Origin of the sequence: Thioclava sp. F28-4 (genome assembly GCF_002020045.1) — a bacterium.
GTDB lineage: Bacteria > Pseudomonadota > Alphaproteobacteria > Rhodobacterales > Rhodobacteraceae > Thioclava > Thioclava sediminum.
Genome location: NZ_MPZQ01000010.1, coordinates 66,509 through 86,442 on the forward strand (window position 1 = coordinate 66,509; position 19,934 = coordinate 86,442).

At 62.6% G+C, this 19,934-nt stretch carries 14 protein-coding genes and 1 pseudogene; 3 read left to right on the plus strand and 12 right to left on the minus strand.

The window, feature by feature from the left end:
- Window positions 1-4: 4 nt before the first annotated feature.
- From BMI87_RS17850 to BMI87_RS17875, 6 genes are read right to left on the minus strand one after another with little or no spacing between them, the layout of a single operon-like run.
- Window positions 5-2,011, minus strand: a complete 2,007-nt coding sequence (locus tag BMI87_RS17850; RefSeq protein ID WP_028093901.1) for a biotin carboxylase N-terminal domain-containing protein — start codon at window positions 2,009-2,011, stop codon at window positions 5-7.
- A 10-nt stretch (window positions 2,012-2,021) separates the two neighbouring features.
- Window positions 2,022-3,629 carry an acyl-CoA carboxylase subunit beta gene (locus BMI87_RS17855; RefSeq protein WP_028093902.1) on the minus strand — a complete coding sequence of 536 codons (1,608 nt, stop codon included), beginning with the start codon at window positions 3,627-3,629 and terminating at the stop codon, window positions 2,022-2,024.
- A complete protein-coding gene (locus tag BMI87_RS17860; protein ID WP_028093903.1) occupies window positions 3,626-5,017 on the minus strand; it encodes a phenylacetate--CoA ligase family protein in 1,392 nt (463 codons plus the stop codon). Before BMI87_RS17860 ends, BMI87_RS17855 begins: the two co-directional genes overlap by 4 nt.
- A gap of 27 nt (window positions 5,018-5,044) precedes the next feature.
- The gene (locus BMI87_RS17865) at window positions 5,045-6,205 is read right to left on the minus strand and encodes an acyl-CoA dehydrogenase family protein (protein ID WP_028093904.1); all 1,161 of its coding nucleotides are present in this window, start codon (window positions 6,203-6,205) and stop codon (window positions 5,045-5,047) included.
- A gap of 9 nt (window positions 6,206-6,214) precedes the next feature.
- Window positions 6,215-6,994 carry an enoyl-CoA hydratase/isomerase family protein gene (locus BMI87_RS17870; protein WP_028093905.1) on the minus strand — a complete coding sequence of 260 codons (780 nt, stop codon included), beginning with the start codon at window positions 6,992-6,994 and terminating at the stop codon, window positions 6,215-6,217.
- A complete protein-coding gene (locus BMI87_RS17875; RefSeq protein WP_028093906.1) occupies window positions 6,991-8,172 on the minus strand; it encodes an acyl-CoA dehydrogenase family protein in 1,182 nt (393 codons plus the stop codon). The genes BMI87_RS17870 and BMI87_RS17875 overlap by 4 nt, the downstream gene beginning before the upstream one ends.
- A 128-nt stretch (window positions 8,173-8,300) precedes the next feature.
- Between BMI87_RS17875 and BMI87_RS17880 the strand changes: the two genes are divergently transcribed.
- Window positions 8,301-10,301 (plus strand): NADPH-dependent 2,4-dienoyl-CoA reductase, encoded by a 2,001-nt coding sequence (locus tag BMI87_RS17880; protein ID WP_035366641.1) that lies wholly within the window; start codon window positions 8,301-8,303, stop codon window positions 10,299-10,301.
- Window positions 10,302-10,327: 26 nt separating this feature from the next.
- Complete coding sequence (locus tag BMI87_RS17885; RefSeq protein WP_028093908.1) at window positions 10,328-11,848, plus strand: class I adenylate-forming enzyme family protein; 1,521 nt, start codon at window positions 10,328-10,330, stop codon at window positions 11,846-11,848.
- Between the two features lie 475 nt (window positions 11,849-12,323).
- Here BMI87_RS17885 and BMI87_RS17890 read toward each other — a convergent pair whose 3' ends face one another.
- Entirely contained in the window at window positions 12,324-12,734 is a 411-nt protein-coding gene (locus BMI87_RS17890; RefSeq protein WP_229861753.1) for a glutathione S-transferase domain-containing protein, read from the minus strand.
- Window positions 12,735-12,759: 25 nt separating this feature from the next.
- Here BMI87_RS17890 and BMI87_RS17895 point away from each other — a divergent pair.
- A pseudogene (locus tag BMI87_RS17895) lies at window positions 12,760-13,914 on the plus strand (IS256 family transposase); the annotation flags it as partial.
- 406 nt (window positions 13,915-14,320) lie between these two features.
- Here BMI87_RS17895 and BMI87_RS17900 read toward each other — a convergent pair.
- The 5 genes from BMI87_RS17900 to BMI87_RS17920 form a co-directional block, all read right to left on the minus strand.
- A complete protein-coding gene (locus BMI87_RS17900) occupies window positions 14,321-15,361 on the minus strand; it encodes an IS110 family transposase (RefSeq protein WP_146681660.1) in 1,041 nt (346 codons plus the stop codon).
- Between the two features lie 515 nt (window positions 15,362-15,876).
- A complete protein-coding gene (locus BMI87_RS17905) occupies window positions 15,877-16,332 on the minus strand; it encodes a PaaI family thioesterase (protein WP_028093910.1) in 456 nt (151 codons plus the stop codon).
- A 21-nt stretch (window positions 16,333-16,353) separates the two neighbouring features.
- The gene (locus BMI87_RS17910; RefSeq protein ID WP_229861754.1) at window positions 16,354-17,058 is read right to left on the minus strand and encodes an AraC family transcriptional regulator; all 705 of its coding nucleotides are present in this window, start codon (window positions 17,056-17,058) and stop codon (window positions 16,354-16,356) included.
- 4 nt (window positions 17,059-17,062) lie between these two features.
- On the minus strand, window positions 17,063-17,917 hold the full coding sequence (locus BMI87_RS17915) for an SDR family oxidoreductase (RefSeq protein ID WP_028093912.1): 855 nt from the start codon (window positions 17,915-17,917) through the stop codon (window positions 17,063-17,065).
- Complete coding sequence (locus BMI87_RS17920; protein ID WP_246832736.1) at window positions 17,914-19,884, minus strand: AMP-binding protein; 1,971 nt, start codon at window positions 19,882-19,884, stop codon at window positions 17,914-17,916. The genes BMI87_RS17915 and BMI87_RS17920 overlap by 4 nt, the downstream gene beginning before the upstream one ends.
- Window positions 19,885-19,934 lie beyond the last annotated feature (50 nt).

The following is a 19,934-nucleotide window of genomic DNA, read 5'->3' on the forward strand; positions in this document are numbered from 1 at the left end:
TTCATCACTCCTCGGATGGCAGAATCTCGGCGATGACCTGGCCGCGATCGACCATGTCTCCATTCGAGACGGATATGTGGCTGGCGATCCCGGCCGCGGCTGCCCGGATCGAGATTTCGAGTTTCATGGATTCCATGACCGCAACCACGTCGCCTTCGGCCACGCTCTGACCATCGGAGACCTTGATTTCGACAATCATGCCGGTCAGCGGAGAGGTCACGGCGCGATCCGCCGCAGCATCGCCGCCGGCAAAGGCAAGGGGCGCGGCGGGGCGGAAGACCAGGCGGCCTTCGGGCGTGTCCAGTTCGATCACGCCCGCGTGCAGACGTGCCTCGATCAGATGGACGGTGTCGCCTTCGCCGACACGCCAACAGCCCGGGGTCAGTTCACGTGCCGACAGTGTCAGCGCCTCGCCGTTTTCCGAATAGACGGTGTATCTGGCACCCGGTTTGACAGGACTGACGCGCAGTTCCTCGGATACCTCGTCAGAATCGGTAAGCGTCACGCGCTGCCCCGCTTCAATCGCATCGCCGCCCAGACCAAGCCGCCAGCCGGTAAAGGCATCACGGTTGGTCCAGGGATTGGCGTTTGTGTCGCTGCGCGACTTGGTCACGAAGAGAATGGCAGCGGTCGCTTTCCACAGATCGGGGCGGGTCAGGCCGGGTGCCTGTGTCAGCTCATCCAGCCTGCCGTCGATCCAGCGGGTATGCACCTGCATCCGTTCGAATTCATGGTTTCGCGCCAGCGCCGTTAGAAAGGCGCGATTGGTCTCGACACCTTCGACCGCGACATGATCAAGCGCCGTGGCCAGACGTGCCAATGCGGTTTCCCGGTCGGGCGCGTGCACGATCAGCTTGGCGATCATCGGGTCGTAGTAGGGCGTGACGTCATCGCCTTCTTCGACGCCGCTGTCGATGCGCAGGCCCGATGGCAGGCTGAGCGTGGAGAGCGTGCCCGTCGACGGGGCGAATTGCATCGCCGGATCTTCGGCGTAAAGCCGCGCCTCGACCGCGTGGCCGTTGATCGTCAGATCGTCCTGCACCAGTCCAAGGCCCGCGCCTTCGGCAATCCGCAGGTGAAGCGCGACAAGGTCCAGCCCGGTGATCGCTTCGGTGACGGGATGTTCCACCTGAATGCGCGGGTTCACCTCAAGGAAGAAATACTCGTCACCCGCGACCAGAAACTCGACCGTGCCCAGCCCGCGATAGTCCAGCGTTTCACCAAGACGCACCGCGTCGCGCGCGATGTCGTCCATAAGCGTCCGGGGCAGACCCCAGGCCGGGGCTTCCTCGATGACCTTCTGGTGGCGGCGCTGAAGCGTGCAATCGCGTTCGAACAGATGCACCACATGGCCCTTGCCGTCACCTGCGATCTGCACTTCGACATGGCGCGCCTCGGGCAGGAAACGCTCCAACAGCAGCCCTTCGGAGCCGAAGGTGGATTTTGCTTCGCGCAGCGCGCCTTCGATGTCCTCGACCAGCGTGGTTTCGTCGGTGACGAGCCGTTGTCCGCGCCCACCACCGCCGCCGACAGCCTTGAGCAGGACCGGCAGGCCCATTTGGCGCACTTCGTCGGCGATTTCCCGGGGATCCGACCGCGCGCCTTCCGCGCCCGAAATCACCGGGACGCTGGCAGCCACGGCGGCTTCCTTGGCGCTGGCCTTGTCCCCGAAACGTTCAAGCGTCGCCGGCGTCGGCCCCATGAAGATCATGCCGGCGGCTTCGACCGCACGGGCAAAATCGGGGTTTTCGGCCAGAAAGCCGTAACCGGGATGGATCGCATCCGCGCCCACCGATTGCGCGGCGGCAATCACTGCGTCGATTTTCAAATAGCTCTCAGATGCAGGTCCGGCGCCGATACAGACCGACTTGCCGATCTCGCGGACATGCAGGGCATTGGCATCGGCCTGCGAATGCACGCCGACAGGGGTGATACCGCTGGCCCGCGCGGTGCGCGCGATCCGGCAGGCAATTTCGCCGCGGTTGGCGATTAGAAGCGTTTTGATTTTCACGGTTCGCTCATCACATCCTGAACACGCCGAAGTTGGTATCGACCTTGGGTCTGCGCGATGTCACATCCAGCATCAGCGCCATGACGTCACGGGTCTCACAGGGCTCGATCACGCTGTCGATCCAAAGGTTGGAAGCAAAATTATAGGCTCCCTGAAAATCTTCGTATTCCTTGCGGATCGGTGCCTTGAAGGCTTCCTCCTCCTCGGGGGTCCAGCTTTTGCCTTCGCGTTCGTTGATCTGCGCGCGGACCTGAGCCAGCACGCTGGCGGCCTGTTCCGGCCCCATGATTGCCGACCGTCCCGTCGGCCAGGCGAACATTGCGTCCGGCTGGAACGGGCGGCCCAGCATCGCCAGGTATCCGGCCCCGTAAGAGCCACCGGTGATGATTGTGAATTTCGGCACCCGGGCCGAAGACATGGCCGTGATCATCTTGGCGCCAGCCTTGGCAATGCCCATCTGCTCGACCTCGCGGCCCACCATGAAGCCGTTCACATCGGCCAGGAACAGCAGCGGAATATCACGCTGGACGCAGAGATTGATGAAATGCGTCGCCTTCAGCGCGGCTTCGACGAAAAGCACGCCTGTATTGGCGATGATCCCGACCTCGTGGCCGTGGATGCGCCCCCAGCCGGTCATGATCGTGTCGCCATAAAGCGGCTTGAATTCGTGAAAATCGCTCTCATCGACCAACCGAGCCACGATTTCGCGGTTGTCGGTCGGCACCTTGGGGTCGCGGCTGATGAGCCCATAAATCTCTTCGACCGGGTAGGCGGGCGCACGGGGCGTTTCGGGCGTCTTGCGGGGTTGGGGTTTTTCGCCAAGATGGCTGACAATTTCGCGCGTGATGGCCAGAGCGTGGGCGTCATCTTCGGCCAAATGGTCGGTCACACCGGAAACGGACGAATGCATCTTGCCGCCACCCAGTTCTTCGGCTTCGACCTTTTCGCCGGTTGCGGCAAAGGTCAATTCCGGTCCGCCCAGATACATAAAGCCCTGACCGCGCACGATCACCACTTCGTCACAGAGCGCGGGGATATAGGCACCACCCGCGGTGCAGGGCCCCATGACCACGGCGATTTGCGGCACACCATCGCCAGACATGCCGATCTGTTGGTGAAAGATGGAGCCGAACTGGCCTTCGTCGGGGAAAAGGTTGGCCTGGTCGGGCAGGAAGGCACCGCCGGAGTCCACGAGGGTGATGACGGGCAGGCGGTTTTTCCAGGCAATTTTCTGTGCCCGGACGTGTTTGCGGCAGGTGATCCCGAAATAGGTGCCGCCCTTTACGGTGGCATCATTGGCGATGATCATGCACTGACGGCCTTCGATCACGCCAATACCGGTAATGATGCCGGCGCCGGGTGGAACTCCCTTGTGCATATTCAATCCGGCCAACTCGCCGAGTTCCAGAAATGGTGTGCCCGGGTCGATCAGCCGTTCGATCCTTTCTCGCGGCAGGATCTTGCCTTTCTTCACATGCCGTTCGCGTGCCTTTTCGGGGCCGCCGACGCGTTGGGTCAGGCGAAGGGCGTGCAGTTCGGCAATCTTTGCGCGATACTGCGCGTCGTTTTCCCGGAAGTCATTAGATCCGGTGTCGAGAAGGGATTTCATTCGTGTCATGGCAGGTCGGGATATTCTCTCAGAACGAAGGCAACTTTAGCTGCGCCGGGTTTTTCGAAAGTGTCGGGCGCGACCAGATGGACGTCGGCCTTGAAGACGAGCGCGTCGCGAAGTCGCTGTTCGATCTTCTTTTTCAGGGCGCCGTCATCGGCCGGATCGCGACCGGGGCCACGTTCGACGATCACCGTCAGCGCGCCTTGCGTAGTATGGCCCTCGAAATCTGCGACAATCCGCATGACGCCGTTGGTCTCGGGCACCATTTCGATGATTAGGCTGTTGATTGCGGACGGAAAGACATTGGCCCCGCGAACGATCAGCATGTCATCTGTGCGCCCGGTGCAGCGGATCTTGGGGCCGGTGCGGCCGCAGGAGCATTCGGTGTCGATGACCTCGATGTAGTCGCCTGACCGGAACCGCACGAGCGGGCTGGCCTGGCGGCCGAGCGCGGTATAGACCATCTCGCCTTCTGCGCCTTTTTTCCAGGGAATGATCCTGCCGCTCTCCGGGTCGAGCAGCTCGGTCAGGACATAATCCATGTTGACCATGTGCATACCCGACTGGGCGTCGCACTCGGCCCAGTAGGTCACGCCCAGATCGGTGCCGCCCAGCATCTCGGTGCATTTCGCGCCCCAGGCCTTTTCGATTTTGGCGCGGATAGAGGGGATGCCGCCACCCGGTTCACCACCCACGATCACCCGTTCGACGCCCAGTTCGTCGGCCTTGCAGCCCAGCACTTCGGGCGCTTTTTCGGCCAGGTGCAGCACGAAATTCGGGGCACCGACGATGCAGCGCGGACGGGTATCGGCACAGGCACGCAGCAGCCGTTCCGCGCCGCCATCGGCGCCCACCGGCACATCGATCGTGCCCATGTACTGCAACCCCTGCATCACGGGGATGCCGCCGACAAAGCCCTTGGCGAGCGAAAACGCGTGCAGCACCATGTCGCCCGGCCGCACGCCATTGGCAAAGAAACAGCGTGCCGTCATCTCGTGCCACATTTCGGCGTCGGATTCGGTCAGGGCCACATATGAGGGGCTGCCGGTCGTGCCCGACGATGCCTGCATTTGGATGATCTCGTACATGGGCGCGGCGCGGTGTTTGCCGAACGGCGGATCGGCGGCCAGGCTTTCGCGGATCTCGGTCTTGTAGGTATAGGGCAGTTTCTGCAGGTCTTCGATGGTGCGGATATCGTCGAATTCCACACCGGCTTTCGCGAACTTCTCCTGATAGAAAGTCGAGTTTGCCTTGAGATAGGTCATCTGATCGCGCAGTCGCTCTTCCTGAATACGGCGCACCTCGTCGAGCGGCGTGCCCTCGATCGCGTGCCAGAAGCGATCATTTACCTTGTCGGCGGCATCTTCCCGCCGGAAGCGCATTCCAAATTGCATGTCGTTCTCCGTTCCAAGCGGTGGCGATCAATAGGATCGTGGCAGGCCCATGACCTTTTCGCCGATAAAGCTCAGGCACAGTTCGCGGTTCACCGGCGCTGTGCGCAGCAGGCGGACCAGCGGGTACATTTCGTAAAGTCCCGTATCTTCGGTAAAGCCCGATCCACCATGCGCCTGAAGCGCCGCGTCGACCGCTTCGATCCCGGCTTCGGCGGCGGCATATTTCGCCATGTTCGACGACGCACCGGCAGGCAGCTTGTTGTCGAACTCCCATGCCGCGCGCCGGGTCATCAGACTGGCCATTTCGACTGCCGTATGCGCCTTGGCCATCGGATGCTGTACGCCCTGGTGCGCACCGATGGGTTGGCCGAACACATTGCGCTCGGAGGCATAGGCCACGCCCTTGTTCAGGGCGAACCGGCCGATGCCGCAGCACAAGGCGGCCAGGATGATACGCTCGGGGTTGAGGCTGTCGAACAGGATCGAGAACCCTTCGTCCACCTCGCCGACCACATCCTCGGGGCCGAGATCCACATCGTCGAAGAACAGTGTCCACTGCTCCTCGGGCAGGGGGATCGAGATCTTCACCCGCTGCTTGTCGACGCCTTTTTTCTTCAGATCCACGGCGAACAGGGTAAAGCCGTCGGTCTTGCGGCTGACCTCGGTATGCGGTTTGGTCCGCGCCACCACAAGGCAGTAGTCGGCCACTTCGGCCCCGGTGATGAAGGTCTTTTCGCCCGACAGGCTGAACCGGTTGCCTCGACGCTTGGCCAGCGTAGTGGCCTTCATCGTGTTCGACCCGGCCCCCGGTTCGGTGATCGCGAAACAGAACTGGATATCACCGCGGCAGGCAGCCGGCAGCAGTTCTTTCTTGTGGAACTCGCTCCCGTGGCTGGCGATATGGGCCAGCGACATGGTCGGCCCGACCACCATCATCAAAAGCGGAATGCCGTGATTGGCGGTGCCCTCCATGAACAGGGCCATTTCGGTCATACCAAGGCCCGCGCCGCCGAATTCCTCGGGCACCATGATGCCCAGGAAACCGTCATCGGCAATCTGCCTGAACATCTCGTGCGGGAACTCATGCCTGCGCGCGTGGTCCAGCCAATACGCATTGTCGTATTTCTGCGCCAGCTGGCCGCCATACTCGTAAATCTGGCGTTGTTCGTCGTTCAAAATGAAATCCATGTTTCGTCCTCAGGCCTTGAATTCGGGGGCGCGCCGGTTCTCGAATGCGTCGAGGCCCTCGGCCACGTCATCGCTGGGCAGTGCGCGCACCGCGGCATCGCGCTCAAGCCGCATCTGCTGGTCGATACCAAGGTCCGCGCCTTCGCGCGCCAACCGCTTCATCTCCGCGATGCCGGGACGCGAGCGGGTGGCGATCTTCTGGCAGTATTCCAGCGAGATCTTGTACAGATCCGCATCCGGCACGATGTAGTTGACCAGGCCGGCCTCTTTGGCCTCGTCCGACTTGAGCCAGCGGGCCGAGAACATCAGGTCGAGCGCCCGGCGCTGCCCCATCAACCGCGTCAGCCGCTGCGAGCCACCCCAACCGGGAATCAGCCCGAATTGCGCATGCTGATCGCCAAACTGGGCGCTTTCGGCCGCAAAGCACACGTCGCAGGCCAGCATCAGTTCGATCCCGCCGGCCAGACACAACCCCTGCACTGCGACTACGACAGGGAGGGAGGAGGTTTCGAGCGCACGCAGGTTTTTCATGCCAAAGGCGATGAAATGGTCCAGCGCGGCGGGATCGTTCAATTTACCTTTCACTTCCACCAGATCGGCGCCGGTGCAAAAGTTCTTGCCTTGCGCCCGGATCAGGATCGCCCGAATATCCGGGTTCGCCTCGAATTCCGACCGCGCAGCAGAAATGCGCTCATGCACGTCAAGTGACAGGCAATTGAATTTCTCGGGGCGGGCAAGTTCGATGATGCCGGTGTTGCCCTCGGAAGTGACGAGGATGGGGCCGCTCATTTGGCCGCTCCCTTCGCCTTCTTGTCATACTGCAGCGCCATGCGACCGACCTTCTCGCGGGCGATCACCAGCTTCTGGATCTGCGCGGTGCCGTCACCGATCTGCAAGCCGAGCACATCGTTGTAGCGCTGGTGGTGGGGCAGGTCGGTGGTGTAGCCGTAATGTCCGTGCAGGATCAGGCACTGGTGCAGGATCTCGCAGGCGGTTTTGGGCAGGTACCATTTGCACATGGCGGCCTGAGAGGTGTGGGGCAGGCCACGGTCGCGCAGGTCCAGCGTGTAATAACAAAGCTGGCGCATCATGGTCAGTTGGGTCTCGGCCTCGGCCAGGGGAAAGCTGACACCCTGATACTGAACGATCGGGGCTCCGAATGCCTCGCGCTCCTGAACGTAGGCCCAGGTTTCATCCACCGACGCTTGCGCGGCCCCCAGGCACTCCAGCCCGATCAGTGCGCGGGAATAGTCGAAGCCCGCCATGATCGTGCCAAAGGCACGGTCCTGTTCCGCCATCATGTTTTCAGCCGGCACGAAAACATCGTCAAAGAAAACCGAGCCGCGCCCGACAGGCTTGGTGCCGATGTCGTCAAAATGGGTGCGCTTGATGCCTTCCTGGTTCAGATCGACGAAAAAGGCGCTGACCCCGCGTGAGCCGCCGTCAGGATCGCCGGTACGGGCAAAGACGACCGCCGCATCCGCCTGACTGGCAAAACTCATGGATGTCTTTTCACCGTTCAGCCGCCAGCCGTTGCCGGATTTCTCGGCCCTCAGAATCAGGTTCGCCGCATCCGAACCGCCGCGCGGCTCTGTCAGGCCCAGGCCAATGACAGCATCACCCGAAACAACCTTGGGCACCCATTCCGACGCGATGTCCTTGGAGGCATGTTTGGCAACCATTCCGCCCATGAGAGAGCCCAGAAGCTGCACGTAACTTGCGTTGAAATCAGCATAGGCGATCTCTTCGACGATCAGCCCTGACGTGACAGAGCTTTCGCCGAGTCCCCCGAATTCCTCGGGCAGATCGGCCCCGATCAGCCCCAGTGCGCCCATCTCCTTGATCAGCGCACGGTCGAATGTATGGCCGCTGGCGCGTTCTTGATATGTGGGCGCAAGTCTTTCAGTTGCGAAGCGCTTTGCGGTCTCGCGAAACGCCTTCTGATCGTCTGTAGGCTGGAATTGCATCGGTGCTCCTCCCCATGAGCGAAAATCTTCTTTCCAGAAAAATCTAACAAATGTTAGATTGTAGATCAAGTGCAGTTTTGAGGAGGAGAACCGAAGTGAAAAATAGACCAGATGGAAGCTTTGAAACCATGCTCTCGCCCATCCGCGCAGGCCAACATACATTGCGAAATCGTGTCATCATGGGGTCGATGCACACGCGGTTGGAAACCGAGCCTGACGGCATAGCCAAACAGATCGCGTTTTACGCCGAGCGTGCGCGGGGGGAGGCGGCGATTCTGGTCACCGGCGGGTTTTCGCCCAATGCCGAAGGCATATTTGATCCAGAAGGTCCGCGAATCGATGCCCGGCAAGAAGCGCTTGACCTGCGCCCGATCTGCGAGGCGGTGCAGGCCGAAGGCAGCCTGATCTGCGCGCAACTTCTTCACGCCGGGCGCTATGCCAAGATCGAAGGCTGTGTCGCCCCGTCGCCGATCCGCGCTCCGATCAACCGTTTCATCCCGCGTGAAATGACCGAAGCCGACATTCTCCGTACCATCGAGGATTTTGCCGTGGCGGCCGCCAATGCGCAGGCCGCAGGCTTTGATGGCGTCGAGATCATGGGGTCCGAGGGATACCTGATCAACGAATTCACCGTCACCCATACCAACAAGCGCCAAGACGACTGGGGCGGCAGCGCCGCGAACCGCCACCGATTCCCGGTCGAGATCGTGCGCGCGGTGCGCGAACGTTGCGGCCCCGACTTTCTGGTCATCTACCGGATTTCGGCGGCCGATCTGATCGAGGGCGGCGCGCCCGCCGATGAAATTGCCGCACTGGCCCGCAAGATCGAGGCCGCAGGTGCGGATATTCTGAACACCGGCATCGGCTGGCACGAGGCCCGCGTGCCGACGATCGCCTATCCGGTGCCGCGCGGTGCCTGGCGCAAGGCGGCAGCCAACGTGAAAGCGGCCGTGTCGATCCCGGTGGTCGCCTCGAACCGGATCAACACACCCCAGCTTGCCGAAGACATACTTGCCTCTGGCGATGCGGACATGATCTCGATGGCGCGCCCGTTTCTGGCCGATCCGCATTTCGTGAAAAAGGCGCGAGAGGGCCGCGCGGACGAGATCAACACCTGCATCGCCTGCAACCAGGCCTGCCTGGATTTCATCTTTTCTGACCGTCCGGTCGGATGTCTGGTCAATCCAAAGGCCGGGCGTGAAACGGAATTCCGGGATACGCCAGCCGACACGCCAAAGAAAGTGGCCGTCGTTGGCGGTGGTGCCGCGGGCATGGCCACAGCCGCCGAGGCGGCGCGGCTGGGCCACGATGTCACCCTGTTCGAAGCGCAGGACAAATTGGGCGGTCAGCTGAATCTGGCCCGCGCCGCACCGGGCAAGGACGAATTCGACGAAACCCTTCGGTATTATGCCGGTCAGATGCAAAAACACGGGGTCACGCAACGTCTGGGACAGCGGGCAGAGGCGAGCGATCTTGACGGATTTGACCATGTGGTGATCGCCACCGGGGTCACGCCGCGCATTCCCGACCTGCCGGGTATCGACCATCCCAGCGTCGCGACCTACGCCGAAATTCTGTCCGGTGACCGCGTGGCGGGCGACCGTGTCGTCGTGATGGGGGCAGGGGGCATCGGTCATGATGTGGCCGAGTTCCTGGTGACCGAATCCGCCGAGACCGCCAACGCCGAAGTCTTTTGCGAAACCTGGGGTGTGGACCCCGAATTTGTGTCGTCGGGTGCCCTGGCGGGCGACCCTCTGGCACCGAAACCGTCGCGCCGCAAGGTCGTTATGCTGCAACGCAAGACGGCCAAACCGGGCGCGGGGCTTGGTGTTTCGACAGGGTGGATCCTGCGCAACGCGCTGCGCAAACATGGGGTCGAGGCAATGGGCGGCGTGACCTATGAACGTATCGACGATGCGGGACTGCATATCGTCGCGGACGGAATGCCAAAGGTCATTGCGGCCGATACAATTGTGCTATGCACCGGTCAGGAACCGGAACGGACCCTGGCCCAAGAGCTTGCCGCGCGCGGCGTCCCGGTTACGATGATCGGCGGGGCAAAAGAGGCCGCTGAACTGGATGCGCTGCGCGCCATTGATGAGGGCGTGCGCCTGGCGCAGGATCTCTGAACCGAAGGCCGGGCAAGGGGTAAACCATGCTGACCGACGTCATCCGCGCGGGGCGCGCTGATCTGTATTCGATCTTTCGAACCCGCGCACATGACTGCGCCCGCGCCCTGGCCATCGAGGACGGCAGCAGGAAACTGACCTATGCAGAACTGCTGGAGCGGGTCGATCGTCTGGCTGCCGTGTTTCTGGCCAGGGGCGTTGCGCCGGGCGACAGGATTGCGATCCTGGCGCACAACCGCTCTGAATACCTGGAGGTCGAACTCGCCGCAGCGGGAATCGGCGCGATCGTCGCCTGTCTGAACTGGCGGCTTGCTTCCGATGAACTGCGGCACTGCATAGATCTGGTCGCGCCGGTTCTCGCGGTCGTCGAACCGGACCTTTCAGAAGCTTACCGGGCCGTCGCGGCAACGCCCTGTCTGATTATCGGGCCGGATCTGGACACGGCCATTGCCGCGGCCGGACCGGACCCGCGCATCGGAACCATGGTCGACGATCCAGAGGCTGGTCTGACGATCCTTTATACCTCGGGGACCACGGGCCTGCCCAAGGGGGCGCTTATCAGCCACCGCGCGCATATTGCCCGATCCATGGTTTTTGCGGCCCAGCTGGCGCTGGATACCGGCGACGGGTTCATCGCCTGGGCGCCGATGTTCCACATGGCCTCCACCGATCATGCGCTGGCGACGATCCTGCGGGGCGGGACCGTGGTGATGGTGGACGGGTTGAGGCCTGCCGTCATCAACGAGGCGCTGTCACGCCACAGGATCGGCTGGTTCGTGATGATGCCCGGGGCGCTGGAAGCTTTTATTGCCGAACGACGCGCCAACCCTTTGCCGGTAAAAGGCATCAAGGTTTGTGGGGCTATGGCCGATCTGGTGCCGCCGCATCAGATCGCGGAACTGACCGGCCTTCTGGACACGCCTTACCTGAATTCCTTCGGTGCAACCGAAACCGGCCTGCCGCCAGGAACCGCCGATCTGATCGCGCCGGGTGTGACCCCGGACCGGCTTTCCAAACGCATCAGCGCCTTTTGCGAGGTACGGCTGGTCGATCCCGACGACCGCGAAGTCCCGGATGGAACGCCTGGCGAAATGGCGCTTCGGGGTCAGACGCTGTTTTCCGGGTACTGGAACGCCGACGACACCAACGCCCGTGACTTTCGCAACGGCTTTTTCCACATGGGCGACTTGTTCCGGCGCAATGCGGACGGAACCATCGACTTTGTGGACCGGGCCAAATACCTGATCAAGACCGGCGGCGAGAACGTCTATCCTGCGGAGATCGAGCGTGTTCTTCTATCTCATCCCGGGGTGGTCGATGCCGCCGTGGTCAGGGCATTTGACGTGAAATGGGGGGAAAGTCCGGTGGCCTTTGTCGCCCGCGGCAAGGACGGGCCGGATGCCGAAGCGCTGATGAATTTGTGCCGCGACAACCTCGCAGGCTACAAACGACCGCGCGAAATTCGCTTCATCGCGTTCGAGGACTTTCCCAGATCGACCAGCGGAAAGGTCCAGCGGCATATCCTCGAAGCCCGGCTCGCAGATTAATTTTCGCTCTGACCCGATCGTCACCCCGCCACGCCCGTTCGCCCCACTAGCGATAAAAGCGTTCCTTTCATCGTTGCGATGAGCTCATCCCCCCCCTTTGGAGTAGCCCCCTGAAAGAGGTCCACCAACTGGGATAGATTGACCCGCGATTGATGTGCTGCCCTCTGTCGGACCACACGGCTGCGGGTATTCCGGGGGATTGAGCTCAGGAGGATTCTTCGATCCCTAAGCCATTAATCAGCGCGATCGGTGGTTTGTTCCAGGTTGCGCTGTGGGAGCAGCAGGTAACCCGGCGCTTCGCACGGACGGGCATGGAATGCCGGCAAGTGCCGGTTGACGCTGCTGCGGGCCTTCAAGGGAAAGTCGGCGACTATCCGATGTGCGGAACAGTGCGCGCATTCGCCAAGCGAACTCAAACGTCCGGTTCTGTACTGCGACCCGACAAAACGATATCAAGTGATCAGCGGTCAGCCGATTACACCTGTGTAACTGTCTTCTTCGGCCCTCCTGTCTGCATGATCTGGGACAGGTAAGAATTGCGCCGTCTGATGAAGTCACGCAGAAGAGTCGGGTAGTCTTCACTGACGGCACTCTTCACAGAAACCCGATGCTCCAGTTCATGTCGCCAGGCCCTTACCCGGGCAAGCCCTATGAAGACGCCAAACTCTCCGATGGCGTCAAAAACGTCGAAATAACGGAAGACCGGGCCGAATACGACATCGACGAGGCTGAACCGGTGGCCATCGAACCATAGTCCCTCCCCAAGCTCCGCGTCCAGCCGAAGGAACTTTGCGCGGAGCGCCGCGACTTTTGCTGGTGACGTCCCGGGGCGTGGTGTAGCTGTCGGTGGCCATCGGGTTTCTCGGTAGGGTCGGGTTGCTGACACCAACCTGAACCGAGGGATAGACCCGATGACCAAACCGATGATGGACCTTCGCGCGCTCGTCGAGAAGAGCGGCGATGCGGACTTGCTGCGCGATATGATCGGCTTTGCCGCCGAGCGGCTGATGGAGCTGGAGGTCGGCGCCAAGACCGGCGCCGACTACGGCGAAAAGAGCACCGAGCGGCTGGCGCAACGCAATGGCTACCGCGACAGGGATTGGCAGACCCGTGCGGGCAGTGTCGAGTTACGCATCCCGCGCCTGCGGACCGGCTCTTACTTTCCCTCGTTCCTCGAGCCCCGGCGCTCGGTGGAAAAGGCGCTGACGGCCGTCATCCAAGAGGCTTATGTCCATGGCGTCTCGACACGGTCCATGGACGATCTGGTGCAGGCCATGGGGGGCACCGGGATCTCGAAGAGCCAGGTCAGTCGGCTCTGCGAAGAAATCGACGAGCGGGTCGATGCCTTCCTCACCCGACCGATAGAAGGAGAATGGCCCTACCTGTGGATCGACGCGACCTATCTCAAGGTCCGCCAGGGTGGTCGGATCGTATCCGTCGCCGTGACGATCGCGGTGGGCGTGACCACCGACGGCCGACGCGAAGTGCTGGGCATGGCGATCGGTGCTTCCGAAGCCGAGCCCTTCTGGACAGAGTTTCTGCGCGACCTCGTGCGCCGCGGCCTTTCCGGCGTGAAGCTGGTGATCAGCGATGCGCATGAGGGCATCAAGGCGGCCACGGCGCGGGTGCTGACGACCTCCTGGCAGCGTTGCCGGGTTCATTTCCAACGCAATGCGCTCGCCCATGCCGGCAAGAGCAGCCGTAGGGTCGTCTCGGCCTTTATCGCCACCGCTTTTGCGCAGCCTGACCATGCCGCGGCCAAGACCCAGTGGCGGCTGGTAGCGGACCAGATGCGGCTCAAGCTGCCGAAACTGGCCACGCTCATGGATACGGCGGAGGAGGACGTGCTGGCCTACATGACCTTCCCGGCCCAGCACCGCGCGAAGTTGCATTCCACGAATCCGATTGAGCGCCTCAACGGTGAGATCAAGCGACGCACGGACGTCGTCGGCATCTTCCCCAACGAAGCCTCGATCCGGAGATTGGTAGGGGCAATCCTGATGGAGCAGACCGAGGAATGGACCGTCCAGCGCGGCCGTTACATGACACTTCCGTCTTGGGGCCCCTGCCGTCAATCCGGAATTTGCACGGCAAGGCACCCGCAATTGCCGGGCTGGCTGCGGAACGCGAGGCGCGGGCGGCGCGGAGACATCAGATATCGGAGCGCCGCCCGCGCCGACAGCCGCGTTGGTCCTGGGCAAAACCATGTGCTCCTTCTGCAGCGCCATCGCCTCCACTCCCAGTCCCATACCGGTGTCATGCTTCCGTCCGTGGTCGGCGCGCTGGCCGCCTACATGATGTCGGTGAGATCGGTTCCCGGGCGCCCATCTGGAAAACGCGCTCGGATGGAACGTCCGGCGGCAGCGTCATATCCGGCGTCGCCGGGAACCGCGTCCCGGTGGGGACTTCTTCGTGGCGGGGCAGACCCTGCCAGAAGTTGATCTTCTCCTTCTTGCCGTGTCGATGATCGTCTCAGGCTGTAGTCGGGACCGGCTTGCGCTGCGGGCGGAACTCGGTTCCGTCCAGCCACATCCGATGAAGCACGACGCCGATCCGCCGTGCGACGGCCACTGTGGCGCGCTTCGATCCGCGGCGTCTGGCAACCTGCATGCCCCATGCCTTGAGCTGGCATGGCCTCGCATTATGCATCATCACGGTGGCGGCATTGAAGAGCGCCGTCCGCAGCGCTGCATCTCCTGCCTTGGTGATCCTGCCGGTGACATCGCGCTCGCCTGACTGTTCCCGCCGCGGCGTCAGGCCGACCCATGGTCCTACATCCCGAGACGACCGGAACCGCGCCGGATCGTCGATCGCCGAGCGCACGGTCAATGCGACCACGGCGCCGACTCCGGGCATCGTCATCATCAGTCGGCAGGCATCGTCCTGCCGGGCAAGCTCGAGCACCCTGCGGTCCAGCGCCGATAGCCTGTCGCGCAGCACCGTCCGGGCATCGAGGATGGCCGTGGCTGCTGCCTCCAGCGCGGCATTCCCGGCAACCAGCTCTCGGACCCGTGATTCATAGCGCCCCTTGCCCTTGCCGACAGGACCGAGCTTCATCCCGAAATTGCGCAGGACCCCGCGCAAGGACTGCTCGATGTCCAGTGCCGCCTTCTGGACCGCCTTGCGGGCGCTCAGCAAAGCGCGCATCTCCTGGGCGGACACCGACTTGCAGTGGACCGGCCTGAACCAGCCCATGCGGAGCAGCCTGGCAATGCCCTCGGCATCGCGGCGGTCGGTTTTGACGGGCATGGCCTTCAGGACCGCCTTGACCTGCCGGGTCTCCATCAGGACCAGTTCGAAGCCCGCTTCACCCAGGCCGCGATGAAGCCACTGCGACAGCGGCCCTGCCTCCAGTCCGATTGCCTCGATGGTAAAGGGCAGGTCCCGCAGGAAGGCGATAAGCGCCTCGGGCTCGCTGTCGATCTGCGCCCGCTTCACGACCTGCCCATGTTCGTCGATCACACAGACTGCGGAGCTCGCGAGCGAAACGTCGATGCCGATGAAGATCTTCATGCCGTCCTCCTCTGGGTTGTGGAAGCGCCAGCCTATCCGGTCCTGGCCGCCCCATGACGACATCTGGAAACGCTCACGCCGGTCAGCGATGATGTCATGGTCAGCCTGCCTGCTGCGCAGCGCGACTGACCAGCTCGGCCCGCCAGTGAGCGCGAGGCCCATGAGGAGCTACACCACGCCCGGGGACATCATCCTTTTGCTTCCAACGCTTTATCCCAATTACGGTTGCAGCATCAGGCCGCTGCCGCATAAACTTGAACAGAAACCGAACCAGATCCTCCGTTACGATACAGTCTCAGCTCTCCGAAAAACCCTGACGACGGAAAATCGGCGACCGCACTGCTAAAGGCTAACATTACCGCTTGGGAGGTCTGAACCTGCTGGCGGCGATCTGGATACCGCGCGCGCCTACGGGAAACGGTTGGCCGAGGTCGCGAGCCGCTGGAACAGCTGATCCAGCTGTCTGAATAATCGGTCCGGCCGCCCGGATCGGATGTGCTGCGGCCGGGTTGCGCTCAGTCCGCGACCCCCGCCCGCCCGATCAGCGCCATGAGCGTTCCGGTCATCGTTGCGACGAGCTTTTCATCCTGGCCCTTCACGGCATAGGCACGCGCCTCGCATATGGTCAGCGTCCTGCCTGGTTTCACCACGTCAGCGACGAAGCGAAACCGTTCGCCGTCCGCCGGGTTGAGTAGGTTGATCTTGAATTCGGCCGTCAACACTGCCGCGTCCGCTGACATCAGCGAAAAGGCCGCGTATCCGCAGGCGCTGTCCAGCGCTGTCGACACGATTCCGGCATGCAAAAACCCATGCTGCTGGGTCAGTGCAACCTGATGTGCCATTTCCAGAACGATGCGACCGGGTAACAACTCGGCAATGCTGATCCCCAACGTGTTCATCACCTTCTGGCGATCGAAACTGTTGCGCACGCGTGCGTCATAGTCGGGGTTTTTCGGTTTGAATTGTGTCATGGCGGGTCTTCCTCTTCGATTTCATTCGTCAATGACCAATCTTAGGCGGTCTTTGAGGCGCGTATCTTGTAGCGAAAGGTCAAAACGACGCGGAATAGACAGAGCGCGCAACGCGCCGGGCGGTTTGCCGGCGAAGATCCGGCAAGCGGCGGACAAGTGAGATTGATCGTAATATCCGGCGTCCAGCGCCAGATCGCTCAGCGGCAGGGTCTTTGACGCAAGCTGCCCGAGAGCCCGGCGAAAGCGTCGCAAGGTCGCAAGCCGCCGCCGCGACACGCCGGTTTCCGCCCGCACCTTTCGACGTTTGGTCCGGTCGCTGTAAGCTCCGGTTGGTGCGGCAAAGCGCAGGTCTCTCGCAAGGCCGTCAAGCGCCGCGATGAGCGCAGGCAGGTCATCGTCCCCGGTCTGAATCCGGGCCAGTTCTGAGGCCAGCATGTCCAGCCCTGTGGAGTCGGGAAATCGCTGCGGTCGTGACGACAGTCGTAGCCCGGCCACGACACCCTGGAATGGCCTTGGGCGGGGCGAAAAATAGGGGCGCGGTTCTGCCAGCGATACGCGCCCGCCGCCGCTGTCGTCGCGCGTTACCGAAAGGGTAAAGAGGTCGGTTGCGAACCGCCCGCGTCCACCACCGCTCAGCACACCGGTATCGCGGAACACGAACAAATGGTCGATCTGTTTGGCCGCTTCCTCAGGCGGCGCCAGTTCGAGATAAAGCGGCGGCGCCATCAGGTTACTTGACGAAAGCATCCCGGTTCTCGGCGACGAAATCGGCAAATCGGCGCGCCGGGCGTCCCATCACATCGCTGACCGTGGTTTCGATGCCGGCAAGGTAGCCCTTGGGCGCGATGGAAGCCAATTCGACCATGGCTCTGGCGACCTCGTCCTGCATTCCGCCAGCCACCATGCCCGCCTTGGCATTTTCGGCCGACAGGGGTGCGCAGGTGACAGTGCGCCCGGTCACCCTGGACAGGAGGGCGGCGATATCTTCTCCGGTAAGAGCTTCGGGCCCGGTCAGACCAAGAGCCTTGCCTTCGTAACCCGGAGCGGTCAGCGCCTCGGCGGCGACATCCGCGATGTCGCGGGCGTCGATCCAGGCCACGGGGCCGCCCAGATCGTCATAGTACACGGCGTCCTTTGCAATGTTACCGGTCTGCCACAGCAGGTTCTGCATGAAATAGGTCGGCTGGACAAAGGTCCAGTCAAGGCCGCTTTGCTTCAGCAGCTCCTGGGTTTCGGAATGCCACTTTCCAAAGGTCAGCCCCGCCTTGGGCGACGCGCCAAGCCCCGTGGCCACAACGATATGGCGCACGCCCGCGGCCTTGGCCGCCTCGATCACGTTCGCCTTCCACTGGCGCATGTTCAGATGGGCAGGCGTGACCAAGTATATCTTTTCTGCATCGTCACAGGCCTGCGCCAGCGCGGCAGGGTCCGTGAAATCCGCTGCGACCGCCTCGCATCCTTTGGCCCTTAGCGCATCTAACTTGGAGGGGGCGCTGGTGACAGCGCGCACGGACGCGCCTTTTGCCAGAAGCGTATCGACGAGGGGCGCGCCAGTCGTGCCCGTGGCTCCGAAAACAGTGATCATGACTTTTCCTTTTGCAGGTCTGCGATGGGCTGAATGGTTTCCGGGTTGCTGATCGACGACAGATCGCCCGGATCTTCACCGAGAAAGGCGGCACGCACGACACGGCGCATGGTTTTCATGCTGCGGGTCTTGGGCAGGGCCTCGACAAAGTGGATCTCGCGCGGGCGGAAGGGTTTCGAGACGATCTCTCCGACCCGATCCTTGAGCCGCTCCACAAGCTCTGCGTCAGGCGTGACGCCCTGGGCTGCCACACAGACGCAGACGACGGCCACGCCTTTGATGTCATCAGGTGCCGCGATGGCAGCGGCGTCCACCACCTCTCCGCTCTCGGTCAGCGCCGCCTCGATCTCGGGCGGGCCGATGCGTTTGCCGGCGATGTTCAGCGTGTCGTCGGACCGGCCCAGGATATACCATGTCCCGTCCGGATCGCAGCGCACCCAGTCGCCGTGCCGCCAGAGGCCGGGGAAGGTGGACCAATAGGTTTCAAGGTAGCGATCGCGGTCCCCCCAGATGGCCGGGGTCAGACCCAGAGGCGGCTGGGTCACGACCAGTTCGCCGACCTCGCCCGGTGCGGCTTCGCTGCCGTCCTGGCGCAGAACCTTGGCCCCGACACCCATGGCCTGGGCCGAGAATCCGCCGGGCTTGAGCTCGTGCAGCACGGTCGAGGTCAGGATCGCGCCAAAAAGCTCGGTCCCGCCCGAGATGTTCAGCGGCACCGCGCGGCGGCGACAGATATGATCCAGTTGCCAAAGCCAGGCATCCTCGGTCCAGGGTTCGCCGGTCGAGGCGACGATGCGCAGGGACGACAAGTCGTAGCCCGACAAAGTTTCAGTATCCTGCGTCATGAACTGCCGTACCAGGGTCGGGGCCACGCCGAGATGCGTGACCTCCATCTCGGACGCAAGACGCAGCAGCCTGAAGGGATCGCCGGGCATTGATGGTGCGCCCTCGGCCAGCACCAGAGTCGAACCGGACAAGAGCACCGACAAAAGGGTGAGCGGCCCCATGACCCACCCCATGTCGGTCATCCAGAGGTGCCGGTCATCCCGTTTCATGTCGAGGCAAAGCAAGAAATCGGCCGTGGCCTTCGCCTGCACGCCCAAATGGGTATGCACGACGCCCTTGGGCCGTCCGGTGGTGCCTGACGTATAGGCGATCAGAAAGGTGTCATCGGCACTGACGGGAACGGCGGCAAACTCCGGACTGGCGCGGCCTATGGTTTCGCTCCAGTCCAGATCGCGGGCGGAATCGGCTACCGCACCGCCGAACCGTCGCAGGCTGATCACGGTATGAACCGATGGCACGTCGGTCAAAGCCTGGGCAAGGGTCGCCTCCATCCAGACCGGCTTGCCTCGCCGGGGTGTGGCATCCGCTGTCAGCACCGCCACGGCATCCGCGTCGTTCAGGCGCGATACGATGGCATGAGGCGCAAAACCGGAAAACAGCGGCACCGCAACCGCGCCCAGCCGGGCAATCCCCAGAAGCGCGGCCTCGATTTCGGGGATCATCGGCATATAGATGCCCACCGCCTGACCGGGCCTTACACCGCGCGCGGCAAGGGCCGAGGCGACGCGGGAGGCTTCGGCGGTAAGGTCGGAATAGGTCCAGCGACGGCGGCTTCCGTCTTCACCGACCCAGTCGATTGCGACCTTGTCGCCCAAGCCATCGGCAATTCGGGCGTCAAGACAGGTTTCCGTCAGATTCAAAGTACTCCCGAGGGCCCACCGGATCGATTCGGGCCCTTCGGAGATATCTCGCAACCGGCTGTAGGGCCGCGCGAACCGTATCCCGGCATGGTCAATGATCTGGCCCCAGAACCAGTCTGGGTCTTCATTCGAACGGCGGACGAGTTCCTCGTAACTGTCAATGCCGCAGCCCCTCAGAAATGAGGTCAGCGTGCTTGTCCGCTGGATGTCAGAGCCTGGCTGAAACATTCGCAACCTTTCTAGAATGGAAAAGGGCCGCACAAAAGGCGCGGCCAGTCGGGAAGGTAACTCTTGGCACGGTTTGGCAGCAG